The sequence below is a fragment of the Streptomyces sp. NPDC006872 genome (assembly GCF_040635845.1).
Taxonomy (GTDB): Bacteria; Actinomycetota; Actinomycetes; order Streptomycetales; family Streptomycetaceae; genus Streptomyces.
This window is the reverse complement of record NZ_JBEYIL010000001.1, coordinates 1,167,933-1,182,147: the sequence shown is the minus strand read 5'-3', so window position 1 is coordinate 1,182,147 and position 14,215 is coordinate 1,167,933. Positions and strand designations below refer to the sequence as shown.

At 71.0% G+C, this 14,215-nt stretch carries 11 protein-coding genes; 5 read left to right on the top strand and 6 right to left on the bottom strand.

Annotated features, from left to right (window positions below):
* From treS to glgB, 3 genes are all read left to right on the top strand, one after another.
* A partial coding sequence (gene treS, locus ABZ725_RS05090; RefSeq protein WP_358801336.1) for a maltose alpha-D-glucosyltransferase occupies nt 1-1,356 on the top strand: 1,356 nt, incomplete at its 5' end.
* Nucleotides 1,357-1,443: 87 nt separating this feature from the next.
* Nucleotides 1,444-2,838, top strand: a complete 1,395-nt coding sequence (locus ABZ725_RS05085) for a maltokinase (protein WP_358801335.1) — start codon at nt 1,444-1,446, stop codon at nt 2,836-2,838.
* Between the two features lie 13 nt (nt 2,839-2,851).
* Nucleotides 2,852-5,479 (top strand): 1,4-alpha-glucan branching enzyme, encoded by a 2,628-nt coding sequence (glgB, locus tag ABZ725_RS05080; RefSeq protein ID WP_358801334.1) that lies wholly within the window; start codon nt 2,852-2,854, stop codon nt 5,477-5,479.
* A 41-nt stretch (nt 5,480-5,520) separates the two neighbouring features.
* On the opposite strand, the gene ABZ725_RS05075 is transcribed toward glgB, so the two are convergent.
* From ABZ725_RS05075 to ABZ725_RS05055, 5 genes are all read right to left on the bottom strand, one after another.
* Complete coding sequence (locus ABZ725_RS05075) at nt 5,521-6,918, bottom strand: cytochrome (RefSeq protein WP_358801333.1); 1,398 nt, start codon at nt 6,916-6,918, stop codon at nt 5,521-5,523.
* Nucleotides 6,919-6,993: 75 nt separating this feature from the next.
* Nucleotides 6,994-9,237 (bottom strand): UvrD-helicase domain-containing protein, encoded by a 2,244-nt coding sequence (locus tag ABZ725_RS05070; RefSeq protein WP_358801332.1) that lies wholly within the window; start codon nt 9,235-9,237, stop codon nt 6,994-6,996.
* 180 nt (nt 9,238-9,417) lie between these two features.
* Nucleotides 9,418-9,771, bottom strand: coding sequence for a thioredoxin domain-containing protein (locus ABZ725_RS05065; RefSeq protein ID WP_358801331.1), 354 nt, complete (start codon nt 9,769-9,771; stop codon nt 9,418-9,420).
* A complete protein-coding gene (locus tag ABZ725_RS05060) occupies nt 9,772-10,194 on the bottom strand; it encodes a MerR family transcriptional regulator (protein ID WP_358801330.1) in 423 nt (140 codons plus the stop codon).
* A 29-nt stretch (nt 10,195-10,223) separates the two neighbouring features.
* Nucleotides 10,224-10,679, bottom strand: a complete 456-nt coding sequence (locus ABZ725_RS05055) for an Lrp/AsnC family transcriptional regulator (RefSeq protein ID WP_358801329.1) — start codon at nt 10,677-10,679, stop codon at nt 10,224-10,226.
* A 99-nt stretch (nt 10,680-10,778) separates the two neighbouring features.
* Between ABZ725_RS05055 and ABZ725_RS05050 the strand changes: the two genes are divergently transcribed.
* Entirely contained in the window at nt 10,779-11,693 is a 915-nt protein-coding gene (locus ABZ725_RS05050; protein WP_358801328.1) for an NAD-dependent epimerase/dehydratase family protein, read from the top strand.
* Between the two features lies 1 nt (nt 11,694).
* The gene (locus tag ABZ725_RS05045) at nt 11,695-12,591 is read left to right on the top strand and encodes an aldo/keto reductase (RefSeq protein WP_358801386.1); all 897 of its coding nucleotides are present in this window, start codon (nt 11,695-11,697) and stop codon (nt 12,589-12,591) included.
* 185 nt (nt 12,592-12,776) lie between these two features.
* Here the strand turns inward: ABZ725_RS05045 and ABZ725_RS05040 are convergent, their stop codons facing one another.
* The gene (locus ABZ725_RS05040) at nt 12,777-14,210 is read right to left on the bottom strand and encodes a cation:dicarboxylase symporter family transporter (protein WP_358801385.1); all 1,434 of its coding nucleotides are present in this window, start codon (nt 14,208-14,210) and stop codon (nt 12,777-12,779) included.
* Nucleotides 14,211-14,215: the final 5 nt, after the last annotated feature.

The following is a 14,215-nucleotide window of genomic DNA, read 5'->3' as shown; positions in this document are numbered from 1 at the left end:
ACCAGCGACCAGCACCCGTGGTTCCAGGAATCGAGAAAAGACCCCGACGGACCCTACGGCGACTACTACATGTGGGCCGACGACGACAAACAGTACGCCGACGCCCGCATCATCTTCGTCGACACCGAGGTCTCCAACTGGACCTTCGACCCCGTCCGCAAGCAGTACTTCTTCCACCGCTTCTTCTCCCACCAGCCGGACCTCAACTACGAGAACCCTGCCGTGCAGGAGGAGATGATCTCGGCGCTGCGATTCTGGCTGGACCTCGGCATCGACGGCTTCCGCCTCGACGCCGTGCCCTACCTGTACGCGCAGGAGGGCACGAACTGCGAGAACCTCCCGGCCTCCCACGAGTTCCTCAAGCGGGTCCGCAAGGAGATCGACGCGCACTACCCGGACACGGTGATCCTCGCCGAGGCCAACCAGTGGCCGGAGGACGTCGTCGACTACTTCGGCGACTACGCGTCCGGCGGCGACGAATGCCATATGGCGTTCCACTTCCCCGTCATGCCCCGCATCTTCATGGCGGTCCGCCGGGAGTCCCGCTATCCCGTCTCGGAAATCCTCGCCAAGACCCCGGCGATCCCCGCCAACTGCCAGTGGGGAATCTTCCTGCGGAACCACGACGAGCTCACCCTCGAAATGGTCACCGACGAGGAACGCGACTACATGTACGCCGAATACGCGAAAGACCCGCGTATGCGCGCCAACATCGGCATCCGGCGCAGGCTCGCACCGCTCCTCGACAACGACCGCAACCAGATCGAGCTCTTCACCGCGCTCCTGCTGTCCCTGCCCGGCTCGCCGATCCTCTACTACGGCGACGAGATCGGCATGGGCGACAACATCTGGCTCGGCGACCGCGACGCTGTCCGCACACCGATGCAGTGGACACCGGATCGCAACGCAGGTTTTTCGTCCTGTGACCCCGGGCGGCTCTTCCTGCCGACCATCATGGATCCCGTCTACGGGTACCAGGTGGCCAATGTCGAGGCGTCGATGTCGTCGCCCTCGTCGCTGCTGCACTGGACCCGGCGCATGATCGAGATCCGCAAGCAGAATCCCGCCTTCGGGCTCGGGACGTACACCGAACTGCAGTCCTCCAACCCGGCCGTCCTCGCGTTCCTGCGCGAGGCCCCCCTCACCGAAGGGGGAGGGGACGACCTGGTGCTGTGCGTGCACAACTTCTCGCGCTTCGCACAGCCCACGGAGCTGGACCTGAGCCGCTTCAACGGGCGGTATCCGGTGGAGCTGTTCGGCGGGGTGCGCTTCCCGGCGGTCGGCGAGCTGCCCTACCTGCTCACGCTGGCCGGGCACGGCTTCTACTGGTTCAGGCTGCGCAGGGACGCGGCCTAGAACTCCGGGGCGGGGCGGTTTCCCCTGTCCCGCCCGGGGCACGCATCACTCACACCCCGACCCCCCGGGGAAAGGAATGTGACACATATGGCGGAGACTGTCACAATTTCCGGCAAGACCAGCCCCGGCCTGCTCGCATCGTTGGACCCCCTGCTGCGGGAGTGGCTTCCCCGGCAGCGCTGGTTCGCCGGCAAGGGGCGTCCGATCACCGGGTTCTCGCTGGTGACGGCCACCGAGCTGCTGCCCGCCGGGGCCAGGCTCGGCCTGTACCACCTGCTGGTGCGCGCCCGTCAGGGAGCCGCGCCCGGCGACTGCTACCAACTGCTGATCGGCGTCCGCGAGGCCCTTCCGCCCCGGCTGGCTCCCGCGCTGATCGGCCACGTCACGGACGGCCCGCTGGCCGGGCGGACCGTGTTCGACGCCTTGTACGACAGCCGGCCCGCCGAGGTGCTTCTGGAGGCGCTGCGCAGCCGGGCCCGGATCGGCGGGCTGCGCTGCGAGCGCGACCCGGGGCAGGAGATCCGGTCGGGGCTGGTCCCGCGCCGGCTGACCGGCGAACAGTCGAACTCGTCCGTCATCTATGGAGATACGTTCATCCTGAAGCTTCTGCGGCGGGTCGTGCCGGGCGTCAATCCCGACCTGGAGCTGCCGCTGGCGCTGGCCCGCGAGGGCTGCCCCAGGGTGCCCGCGCCGACCGCGTGGATGTTCGCGGACCCGAATGAGGACGACGGCGGCGGGGGCGAGGGCCAGTCGTACGTCCTGGCGGTGCTCCAGCCCTACGTCCAGGGCGCGGCGGACGGCTGGGAGCTGGCGTTGCGGGAACTGGCCAAGGGCGAGGACTTCGTCGCGGAGGCGCGGGCGCTGGGGCGGGCCACGGCCGAGGTGCACGGGGCCCTGGCCCGGGCGCTGCCCACGGCGACGCTGGGGCAGGCGCAGATAGGGCCGATGGTGGACGGCATGACCGAGCGGCTCGACGCGGCCGCGCAGGCGGTGCCCGCGCTGCGCCCGTACGCGCCCGCGCTGCGCACCGCCTTCACCGCGCTGGCCGACCTCGCGGCCGAGGGCTGCACCTGGACCGCCCAGCGCATCCACGGCGATCTGCACCTCGGCCAGTGTCTGCGCGCGGCCTCCGGCCAGTGGGCGCTGATCGACTTCGAGGGGGAGCCCGCCCGGCCGCTGGCCGAGCGGCGGATGCCCCAGCCGGCCGTGCGGGACGTGGCGGGCATGCTGCGCTCCTTCGACTACGCGGCCCGGTCGGCCGACCCGCCCGCCCCGGGCTGGGCGCACGCCTGCCGGGCGGCGTACTGCTCCGGGTACGCCGAGGCCGCGGGCGTCGATCCGCGTACCGACCCCGTGCTGCTGCGGGCCCACGAGACGGACAAGGCGGTCTACGAGGTCGTCTACGAAGCCCGGCACCGCCCCGACTGGCTCCCCGTCCCCCTGTCCGCGATACATCGCCTCGCCGCTCCCGACCTGCCTTGAGGAGGCTCCGTACGTGACTCCCCCGAAGAAGAAGGCCGCCGCGAAGAAAGCAGTGACCCAGAAGGCTGCGGGCAAGAAGGCGGCCGGCGACGAGGGGGTGGGCAAGAAAGCCGTGAGCAAGAAGGCGCCGGGCAAAAAGGCTCCGAGCAAAGAGGCTCCGGGCAAAGAAGCTCCGGGCAAGAAGGCGACAGGCGTCGCGAAAGCCGCCGCGCAGCCCGTGGCACCCGTGCCGCCTGTAGCGCCCGCGCAGCCCGTGGCACCCGCACAGCCCGTAGCACCCGCACAGCCCGTGGCAGCCGTGCCGCCTGTGGTGCCCGTGCTGCCTGTAGAGCCCGCGCCGCCCGTGGCACCCGCGCAGCCCGAAGCGCCCGCGCAGCCCGTGCCGCCCGTGGCAGCCGCGCAGCCCGTAGCGCCCGCGCAGCCCGTAGCACCCGTGCCGCCACTCGAAGCGACCCCCTCCCCCGCCCTCGACGCCGCCGACCGTGAGCGTCTGCTGCACGGCACGCACCACGACCCGCACGGCGTGCTCGGCGCGCATCCGGCGTCCGGCGGGATCGTCTTCCGGGCACTGCGCCCGTACGCGCGGTCCGTCACCGTCCTGTCGGGCGCTCTGCGCGCCGAGCTGCACGACGACGGCGACGGCTTCTTCTCCGGTCTGCTGCCCCTGGTCGAGGTCCCGGCCTACCGGCTCCTCGTGGAGTACGAGGGCACGAGCGTGGAGACCGAGGACGCCTACCGTTTCCTGCCCACGCTGGGCGACCTGGACCTGCATCTGATCGGCGAGGGCCGGCACGAGGAGCTGTGGACGGTGCTCGGCGCGCACCCGACGGCCCACGAGGGCGTGCCCGGCACCGGTTTTCGCGTGTGGGCGCCGAACGCGCGCGGGGTGCGGCTGGCCGGCACCTTCAACTTCTGGGATGGCACCGGGTATCCGATGCGCTCCCTCGGTTCGTCCGGGATCTGGGAGCTGTTCGTGCCCGGGATCGGCGAGGGCGAGCTGTACAAGTTCGACATCACCCGCCCGGACGGCTCGCACACCCTGCGCGCCGACCCGATGGCGAGGCGTACGGAGGTCCCGCCGGCGACCTCGTCGATCGTGCACGCCTCGCACTACGAGTGGGGCGACGAGGAGTGGCTGGCCCGGCGGGCCGAGACACCCGTGCACGAGGCCCCGTTCTCCGTCTACGAGGTCCATCTGCCCTCCTGGCGGCCTGGCCTGACGTACCGTCAACTCGCCGAGCAGCTGCCCGCGTACGTCAGGGACCTGGGCTTCACGCACGTCGAGCTGATGCCGGTCGCCGAGCATCCCTTCGGCGGCTCCTGGGGCTACCAGGTCACCGGCTTCTACGCGCCGACGGCCCGGCTCGGCACGCCGGACGACTTCAAGTACCTGGTGGACGCGCTGCACCGGGCCGGCGTCGGCGTCCTGATGGACTGGGTGCCGGCGCACTTCCCACGCGACGAGTGGGCGCTGGCCGAGTTCGACGGGCGTCCGCTGTACGAGCACGAGGATCCGCTGCGGGCCGCGCACCCCGACTGGGGGACTCTGGAGTTCGACTTCGGGCGGCGCGAGGTGCGCAACTTCCTGGTCGCCAACGCCAGTTACTGGTGCGAGGAGTTCCATGTCGACGGGCTGCGGGTGGACGCCGTCGCCTCCATGCTCTACCTCGACTACTCACGCGAGCACGGTCAGTGGTCGCCGAACGAGCACGGCGGCCGGGAGAACCTGGACGCGGTGGCGTTCCTGCAGGAGATGAACGCGACGGTCTACCGCCGCAGTCCCGGGGTCGTCACGATCGCGGAGGAGTCCACGGCCTGGGACGGCGTCACACGGGCCACCCACCACCCGGGTCCGAGCGGCTTCGGCGGGCTGGGTTTCGGGCTGAAGTGGAACATGGGCTGGATGCACGACTCGCTGCAGTACATGAGCCACGAGCCGGTGCACCGCAGCTTCCACCACCATGAGATGACCTTCTCGATGGTGTACGCGTACAGCGAGAACTATGTGCTGCCCCTGTCGCACGACGAGGTGGTGCACGGGAAGCGCTCGCTGGTGTCGAAGATGCCCGGCGACTGGTGGCAGCAGCGCGCCAACCTGCGCGCGTACCTGGGCTTCATGTGGGCCCACCCGGGCAAGCAGCTCCTGTTCATGGGGCAGGAGTTCGCCCAGGGCGCGGAGTGGTCCGAGGCGCACGGCCCGGACTGGTGGCTGCTGGACCCGGCGTACGGCGCGCAGGCCGATCACCGGGGGGTCAGAGACCTGGTCCGGGACCTCAACACCGTCTACCGGACGGCCCCCGCCCTCTGGCAGCGCGACACCGACCCGGGCGGCTTCCAGTGGGTGGTGGGGGACGCGGCCGAGGACAACGTCTTCGCGTTCCTGCGGTACGACGCCGAGGGCTCCCCGCTGCTGTCCGTCTCCAACCTGTCCCCCGTCGTCCGCCACGACTACCGCCTCGGCGTCCCCGACGACGTCCCGGCCTGGCACGAGATCCTCAACACGGACGCCGAGCGGTACGGCGGCAGCGGGGTCGTCGGACCGGAGCCGGTCAAGCCGGAGCCGCAGGCCCTGCACGGCCGGCCGGCGAGCGTCCGGCTGACCCTGCCTCCGCTGGCGACGGTGTGGCTGCGGCCGGCCTGAGCCACGGCGGTCTGAGCCACGCCGGTCTGAGCCGCGGCGGCCTATTTCCTGCCGAACATCAGCCGTCGCAGCGCCGCCAGCAGTCCGCTCGTCCGGTTCTCGTCGCGGTGCGAGGCCGGCGTGGCCTGCCGGGGGTCCGTAGGGCGCAGCGTGGGCGCGTCGGCGGAGAGTTCGTAGCGCACGGGCAGTACCCGCAGCCCCCGCACCACCGGGCCCGAGCGCCAGGGCAACTGGTCGGAGGGAAGGGTCAGTTCGGCGCGGATGAAGTGGTCGAAGACGCGGCCGACGGCGGTGGTGACGATGAGGCCGCCGAGTTCGCGGGCCGCGCTGGGGCACTGGTGGGCCCCGGCGCCCCAGCCCAGATGGGCGCGGGTGGAGACGGTGGAGCCGACCATGTGGGAGGAGCCGATCGCCAGCAGGTCCTGGTGGGCGGCGGCGGAGGACGGGGAGACGATGTCCCCGGCACGGATCCAGAACCGGCCCAGCCGCACGTCCCGGGCGGCGAACCGGAAGCACATGTTGGCGACGGGCGGGTTGGCGAGGGCGGCCCGGTTGACGGTCTCGCCGAGCTGCCCGGCCGACAGGCTGCGGCGTACCGTCGCGTTGCCCCGCAACACCTCCAGGAGGGTGTTGAGGACCATGTTGCCGGTGATGTCGTTGAGGTAGACGGCGTTCATGAACAGCTCCCGGCCGAGCTGATCGTCGGTGAGGTCGGGGTCGGCGAGCATCATGTACGAGGTGAGGTCGTCGCCGGGCCTGGCCCTGCGGTGGGCGGCGAGGCGGGTGAAGGCGGCCAGCGCCCGGCCGGTGGCGGGCCCGGAGTCGGGGCCGCCGTCGAGCATCCGCCACAGGTCCATGACCAGTTCGTCGCCGAGTTCGACCGGGCAGCCGAACAGTTTGGCGGTGATCATCAGCAGCAGCGGCCGGGTGTACTGCGCGCCCAGGTCGGCGAAGCCGGAGCGGCCCGACTCGGCGGCGAGCAGCGCGACGAGTTCGTCGGCGTAGCGGGCGACGGCCGCGCGCAGTTCCCAGCCCTCGGGGCTGCTGGCGTCCTGGAAGGGGCGCAGGGCGGCGTGCTGGGTACGGCGGGCGGCCCGGTGCTCCTCGTCGTCCATGAACATCGTCTGCCGCACCTCGTAGCCCGCGAGCAGCGGCCAGCCGGGCGGCAGTTCGCCCTGGGCGCGGGCCCGCCAGTGCCGTACGTCGCGCCGCCACCGGCTCTCGTTCTTCAGGACCTCGAGGACCTCCCGGTAGTCGAGCACGAGCCACACCGGCACGCCCATGAGCCCGACGGGGGCCACCGGCCCGTACCTGCTCCGCAGCCGCCGGTACACCGCGCCGGGGTCCGCGTCGAACTCCGCCGTGAGCAGCGGCTGGACGGGGAGCGACTCCAGGTGCGGGCTGTCGGCCGGTGCGAGGGCGTGCGGCTGGGCTTCCATACCGCCACGCTTACCGCACCGGCCGTGCACGCGCAGTGATCACGGCACGAACTGTTACGTCTTGGTGATCCTGAGTCAGACCGAGGGCGCCTCCAGGGCCGCGGCCAGCGCTTTCGGCAGTTCCTTGGTATGGACCACTGCGAGCCGTTGGGTGGCGCGGGTCAGCGCGACATAGAGATCGCTGGTGCCGTAGTCGCTCGGTTCGACCACGAGCACGGAGTCGAACTCCAGGCCCTTGGACTGGCGGGGGTCGAGCAGGACGACGGTGTGGGTGAGGTCCGGTTCGGCCCCCGCGGTCACCCCGTCGAGGCGGGCCGCCAGCCGCCGGTGCAGTGCACGCGGGGCGATCACCGCGAGCCGGCCCTCGGCGGGCGTGAGCTCGGCGACGGCCTCGGCGACCGCGCCGGGCAGGTCGTCCGTGGCACGCGCCCAGGGCCGTACGCCGGTGGAGCGGACCGAGCTGGGCGGCTCGAAGCCGGGGTGCTCGGCGCGGACGACCGCCGCCGCGACCTCCATGATCTCGGCCGGGGTGCGGTAGTTGACGCCGAGCCGGGTGTGCTCCCAGCGGTTCTCGACGTACGGGGCGAGGATCTTCGACCAGGAGCCGACGCCGGCCGCCTCCGCCGTCTGGGCCGGGTCGCCGACCAGGGTCATCGAGCGGGTCGGGCTGCGCCGCATGAGCAGCCGCCACGCCATCGGCGACAGCTCCTGCGCCTCGTCGACGATGATGTGTCCGAACGCCCAGGTCCGGTCGGCCGCCGCGCGCTCGGCGGCGCTGCGGTGATCGTCCTCCTCGTGCCGCTCGGCGAACCGCTCGGCGTCGATGATGTCGTGCGCGGAGAGGACCTCGCCGGCCTCGGGGTCGTCGTCCTCCTTGTCCTCGAACTCGAAGCTCCGGGAGGCGTAGGACACGTCGAGCACGCCCTGCGCGTAGGCGACCTGTGTCTCCCGCTCGCGCTCGGCGAGCGCCCGCGCCGACCGGTCGTCCTCGCCGAGGAGTTCGGCGGCCTCGTCGAGGAGCGGCACGTCCGACACGGTCCAGGCCAAGGTCACCGGACGGCGGACGGCGGCCGCGTCCTCGGCGCTCAGATGGGCCTCGGGGGCAGCGAGGAAGTCGGCGACCAGGCGCTGCGGGGTGATGCGCGGCCACAGCTCGTCGATGGCGGACCAGACTTCGGGGTTCTCGGCGAGCTCGTCGCGGATCTGGGTGATGTCGCTCGCGTCGAGCAGGTTCGAGCCGTCGTAGGGGTCGGTGCCGATGCGTTCGGCGACCATGTCCGTCAGCGCGTTGAGGATGTGGCCCTCGAAGTGCTCGCGGGCCGCGTTGTGCGGCAGCCCGGCGGCGCGGGTGCGGTCGCGGGCGACGCCGGCCAGTCCGTCGTCGAGCATCAGGATCTCGCGGTCGTGCTCGATCGTGATCACCGGGTCGGGCAGCGCCTGCCGGTCGCGTACGACGGCGGCGAGGACGTCCGCCATGTCGGCGCGGCCCTTGACGGCGGCCGCCTCGGGCCGGTCCGCGGCCGTCGCGTGGACGCCCGGGTACAGCTCGCCGACCGTGGCCAGCAGGACGCCGGTCTCGCCCAGCGAGGGCAGCACCTCGCCGATGTAGCCGAGGAAGGCGGGGTTGGGGCCGACGATCAGGACGGCCCGCTTGGCGAGGAGCTCCCGGTGTTCGTACAGCAGGTATGCGGCGCGGTGCAGGGCGACGGCCGTCTTTCCGGTGCCGGGGCCGCCCTCGACGACCAGCACCCCGCGGTGCGGCGCCCGGATGATCTCGTCCTGCTCGGCCTGGATGGTCTGCACGATGTCGCTCATCCGGCCGGTGCGCGCGGCGCCCAGCGCGGCGAGCAGCACGGCGTCGCCGGTCGGGTCCTCGTGGCCGGTGCGCTCCTGGTCGCCGAGGTCGAGGATCTCGTCGTGCAGGGCGGTGACCCGGCGGCCCTCGGTGGTGAGGTGCCGGCGTCGGCGCAGCCCCATCGGGGTGTGGCCGGTGGCCAGGTAGAAGGGGCGGGCGACGTCGGCCCGCCAGTCGATCAGGATCGGCGTGAGCTCGGCGTCGTCGGCCCGCAGACCGATGCGGCCGATGTGGTGCTTCGTGCCCGAGGTGAGGTCGATGCGGCCGAAACAGAGGGAGCCGTCGACCGCGTTCAGCGCGGCCAGCAGCCCCGAGCGCTCGGCGACGAGGATGTCGCGCTCCAGCCGGGCCTGCATGGGCGTGTTGCCCTGGGCGAGGGCGTCGGTGACGGAGGACTCGGTGTCACCGCGCAAGGCGTCCACGCGCGTGTACAGGCCGTCGATGAATTCCTGTTCGCGGCACATTTCATCGTCTGGAAATTCGCTGTTTGACAATTCTGCTCCCGCCCGGATATACTGTGCTCACTGAGCTTCTTTGTGACTCCAATTCCCGTGAAGTCACGAACCATTAAATATACGCAAAGCAATCCCCCGAGCGCAATTGCTCGGGGGATTTCTTCGTATTACGTCAGGTCAGAGCTCAGGTCAGAGCTCAGGTCGGAACACCGCGTCCGGGAGCACCTCGGACAGTTCCGCCAGGAGTCGGCGCTTGGGCCGGGCGCCCACCATCGACTTCACCGGCTCGCCGCCCCGGAAGACCATGAAGGTCGGCATCGACAGCACCTTGTAGGCGTTGGTCGTCGACGGGTTGTGGTCCACGTTCAGCTGCACCACCTTCAGCCGCTCGCCCTCCTCCGCGGCGAGAGCGCTGAGCACCGGCCCCATCTGCCGGCACGGCGGACACCAGTCCGCGGTGAACTCCACGAGCACCGGCAGATCGGACCCGATCACCTCGGCCTCGAAGTCGTCGTCCGTCACATCGGTCACACCTGTCCCCATTTACCGGCCTCCCAGTTCGCACCCGGGTTCCGGACCCCCCGGAACCAGCGCCTCGGCGCCCAGCCGGTCCCGGGCCCGCTCGGCCCGCACCAGCTGCCCGGCGACCGTCTCCCGCACCGCCTTCAGCTCCCCGATGAGCGCGTCCAGCTCGTCCAGCTTGCTCCGGTAGACCGCGAGCGACGCCGGACACGAGTCGCCCTCGGGATGCCCGGCCCGCAGACACTCCACGAAGGGCCGGGTCTCCTCCAGGTCGAACCCGAAGTCCTGGAGCGTCCGGATCTGCCTGAGCAGCCGCAGATCGCTCTCGTCGTACGTCCGGTACCCGTTGTCGCCGCGCCGCGCGGGCAGCAGCCCGCGCGACTCGTAGTACCGCAGCGTCCGGGTCGTGGTCCCGGCCCGCGCGGCCAGCTCTCCGATGCGCATGCCTACGAACGTAGGGCTTGACGCCGACGTCAAGGCAAGAGGGGTTTGCGTTCGACCGGCGAGGTGAGCACGATCGAGGTGGTGGTGCGGCCGAGGACCGAGACCGCCTCCAGGACCTCCTCCAGGTGCACCGTGTCGGTGACGGCGACCTTGAGGATCCAGCAGTCCTCGCCGACCACGTGATGCACCTCGGTGATCTCCGGCCGCTCCATCAGCTCCAGGGTCCTGGGGTGCTTCAGGTTGTAGCCGCCGTGCGGATTGACCCGGATGAACGCCTGGATCCCGTAGCCGAGCCGGGCCGGGACGACCCTGGCGCCGTACCCGCTGATCACCCCCGCGGACTCCAGCCGCCGCACCCGCTCGGTCACCGCCGCGGGACTCAGCCGCACCCGGCGGCCCAGCTCGCTGAGCTTGATCCGGCCGTCGGTCTGGAGCAGCTGGAGGATCTGCCGGTCCACGGCGTCGAAGGCCGCCGATGTTTCCATGGCGCCGACTCGTGAATGCCGCGGTTCTTTCGGCGCGGCGGCCGGAACTCCCATGGTTCCCCCTTCAGAACAGACGGACACGCCGGGAGAATTATGGTCATGGACAAGCCACGAGAGGTACTGGTCATCGGCGGGAACCGCTACTTCGGCAAGCGGCTGATCAGTCGGCTGCTCGCCGCCGGGGACCGGGTGACCGTGCTGAACCGCGGATCGTCGGCCCCGCCGCCGGGCACCGTGCACCTGGTCGCGGACCGCGACGACGAGACGTCGCTGCGCAACGCCCTGGGGTCCCGCGTCTTCGACGTCGTCGTCGACCAGGTCTGCTACACCCCGCGCCAGGCGGCCGTCGCCCGCCGGGTGTTCGCGGGCCGCACCCGGCGGTATGTGATGACGTCGACGGTCGAGGTGTACGAGTACGAGGACTCGATCACGCTCGTACGGGAGGACGCCGTCGATCCGCTGGAGGTGTCGGTCGATCTCGAACTCCCCTGGGACGACCCGGAGTTCCTCGACGCCCACTACGGCGAGGGCAAGCGGCAGGCGGAGGCGGTGTTCGCGGCCTCGGGTCCCGAGCTCCCGTATGTGGCCGTGCGCGTGGCCCATGTACTGGGCGGGGACGACGACTTCACGGGCCGCCTCGACCACTACGCCTCCCGTATCCGGGACGGCCGGCCCATCGCGGTGCCCTTCTCGAACCAGCCCGCCACCTACATCCACGTCGAGGAGATCGCCGACTTCCTGGCGTGGACGGCGGGCGAGGAGTTCACCGGGCCGGTCAACGCGGCCTCCCACTCCCTGCTGACCACCGTCGATCTCTGCGAGGCGGTGGCCGCGCACCTGCCCGAGAGCGAGGTCGTGCTCCAGCTCGTCGAGATCGGCGAGGTCTCGCCGTTCTCCTTCTTCCGCTCCTACGGCATGGACAACTCCCGGGCCACCCGCCTCGGTTTCACCTTCGCAGACGTACGGCACTGGCTGCCCACGGCGGTCGCCGAGACCCTCGGGACGGGTGACTGACATGCGCTACCGCACACTTGGCGACCTCCGCGTGAGCGCCATCGGGCTCGGCGCGATGCCGCTGTCCATCGAGGGCCGCCCGGACGAGGCCCGCGCCCTGGCGACGATCCACACCGCGCTGGACGCGGGCGTCACCCTGCTGGACACCGCGGACTCCTACCAGCTGCCCGGCGCCGACCCCGGCCACAACGAACTGCTGGTCGCCCGCGCGCTCGCCGCATACGGCGGCGACACCTCCGACGTGCTGGTCGCCACGAAGGGCGGCCGGGGCAGACCGTCCGACGGCAGCTGGACGGTGAACGGCGACCCACGCCACCTCAAGGCGGCCGCCGAGGGCTCCCTCAAGCGGCTCGGCGTCGAGGCGATCGGCCTCTACCAGCTGCACAAGCCCGACCCGGCGGTCCCCTTCGAGGAGTCCGTGGGCGCGCTGCGGGACCTGCTCGACGAGGGGAAGATCAGGCTGGCCGGCGTCTCCAACACGGACCCTGCCCAGATCCGCCGGGCCCACGAGATCCTCGGCGACCGACTGGTGTCCGTACAGAACCGGTACTCCCCCGCCGTGCGCGACAGCGAGCCCGAGCTGCGGCTGACGGCCGAACTGGGACTGGCGTTCCTCCCGTGGAGCCCCCTGGGCGGCATCTCCCGCAGCGCACTGGACGGACCGGGCGCGGGGAGCGGCGAGCGGAGGTTCGGCGCGTTCCACGAGATCGCCCGGGAGCGAGGCGTGAGCCCCCAGCAGATCTGCCTGGCCTGGCTCCTGTCCCGCGGCCCCACAGTGATCCCGATCCCGGGCGCGAGCCGCCCGGAGACGATACGAGACTCGGCGGCGGCAGCCGACTTGGTGTTGGGCGAGGCGGAGCTGCGGCGACTGGATACGGCGGTGGAACGCACCCCCTAAGGGGCGCGGGGCTGTGACATCTGCGGCTCCGCCGCGGGGCACGACCAGCCCCAACGCACCCGCGGACAAAGACCGGACGGCCGAGCCACGGGGGAGTGCTCGACCGTCCGGAGTATGGGGGGCTGATGGCCGGATGTCCGGCCCCGGTTCAGGCGGGGCCGGACATCCGGAACTGAGGGGAGGAACTACGCCTTCGCGAGTTCCTTCTCGCCGCCTTCGCGCTGCTCGGGCAGGCTGCTGTCCGTCAGGACGTCGTCGTCGCCGTCCTCGTCGAGAAGGGTCTTCTCGTCGAAGGGCAGGCCGCCCGCGAGCACCAGCTGCACGCGCTCCTTGTCGATCTCCTTGGTCCAGGTGCCGACCAGGACGGTCGCGACGGCGTTGCCGGCGAAGTTGGTGAGGGCGCGGGCCTCGCTCATGAAGCGGTCGATGCCGACGATGAGGCCGATGCCGTCCACCAGGGCGGGCTTGTGCGACTGCAGTCCGCCGGCCAGGGTCGCCATGCCGGCGCCGGTGACGCCCGCGGCGCCCTTGGAGGCGACGAACAGGAACAGCAGCAGCGGGATCTGCTCGCCGATCGACATCGGGGTGCCCATCGCGTCGGCGATGAACAGGGACGCCATGGTCATGTAGATCATGGTGCCGTCGAGGTTGAAGGAGTAGCCGGTCGGGACGGTGATGCCGACGACGGGCTTGCTGATGCCCAGGTGCTCCATCTTCGCGATGAGGCGCGGCAGCGCGGACTCGGAGGAGGAGGTGGACAGGATCAGCAGGAACTCACGGGCCAGGTACTTGAACAGGGAGAGGATGTTCAGGCCCGAGATGATCTTCAGCAGGGCGCCGAGGACGATGAAGACGAAGAGGAAGCAGGTGACGTAGAAGCCGAGCATCAGCACCGCGAGGCTCTTCAGGGCGTCCACGCCGGCCGAACCGACGACCGCGGCCATCGCGCCGAAGGCGCCGACCGGGGCGGCCCACATCACCATCGTCAGGACGCGGAAGACGAGCCGCTGGATGTGCTCGACGCCGCGCAGGATCGGCTGGCCGGCCTTGCCCATGGCCTGCAGGGCGAAGCCGCAGAGCAGGGCGATGAGGAGGGTCTGCAGGACCTCGCCCTCGGTGAAGGCGGAGACGATCGTCTTGGGGATGATGCCGAGCAGGAACTCGGTGGTGTCCTTGGCCTCCGGCGAGACCTGCGCCTGTCCGGTCTCCTTGACGGCGTCCGTGATGGCGAGGCCCGTGCCCGGCTCCAGGATGTTGCCGACGACGAGGCCGATGCCGAGCGCGACCAGTGACATGACCACGAAGTAGCCGAGGGCGATACCGCCGACGGCGCCGACCTTGGCGGCCTTCCGTACCGACCCGATACCGAGGACGATCGTGCAGAAGATGATCGGCGAGATCATCATCTTGATCAGGTTGACGAAACCGGTTCCGATGGGCTTCATCTCGACGGCGAAGTCGGGGGCGATGAGGCCCACGGCGATGCCGATGGCGACCGCGACGATCACCGCGATGTACAGATAGTGGGTGCGGTCCCGCTTGACTGCGGGTGCGGCAGGTGCCGTATCGGGGGTGCTGCTGGCGGCCACGGCTGCCCTCCTTGACGTCTTCGTCGGCATCACCG

What these genes read in the sequence shown, in the direction of transcription:
- ABZ725_RS05085 (WP_358801335.1), top strand. Translation starts at nt 1,444, where the DNA reads ATGGCGGAGACTGTCACAATTTCCGGCAAGACCAGCCCCGGCCTGCTC.
- ABZ725_RS05075 (WP_358801333.1), bottom strand. Translation starts at nt 6,918, where the DNA reads ATGGAAGCCCAGCCGCACGCCCTCGCACCGGCCGACAGCCCGCACCTG.
- ABZ725_RS05070 (WP_358801332.1), bottom strand. Translation starts at nt 9,237, where the DNA reads ATGTGCCGCGAACAGGAATTCATCGACGGCCTGTACACGCGCGTGGAC.
- ABZ725_RS05065 (WP_358801331.1), bottom strand. Translation starts at nt 9,771, where the DNA reads ATGGGGACAGGTGTGACCGATGTGACGGACGACGACTTCGAGGCCGAG.
- ABZ725_RS05060 (WP_358801330.1), bottom strand. Translation starts at nt 10,194, where the DNA reads ATGCGCATCGGAGAGCTGGCCGCGCGGGCCGGGACCACGACCCGGACG.
- ABZ725_RS05055 (WP_358801329.1), bottom strand. Translation starts at nt 10,679, where the DNA reads ATGGAAACATCGGCGGCCTTCGACGCCGTGGACCGGCAGATCCTCCAG.
- ABZ725_RS05050 (WP_358801328.1), top strand. Translation starts at nt 10,779, where the DNA reads ATGGACAAGCCACGAGAGGTACTGGTCATCGGCGGGAACCGCTACTTC.
- ABZ725_RS05045 (WP_358801386.1), top strand. Translation starts at nt 11,695, where the DNA reads ATGCGCTACCGCACACTTGGCGACCTCCGCGTGAGCGCCATCGGGCTC.
- ABZ725_RS05040 (WP_358801385.1), bottom strand. Translation starts at nt 14,210, where the DNA reads ATGCCGACGAAGACGTCAAGGAGGGCAGCCGTGGCCGCCAGCAGCACC.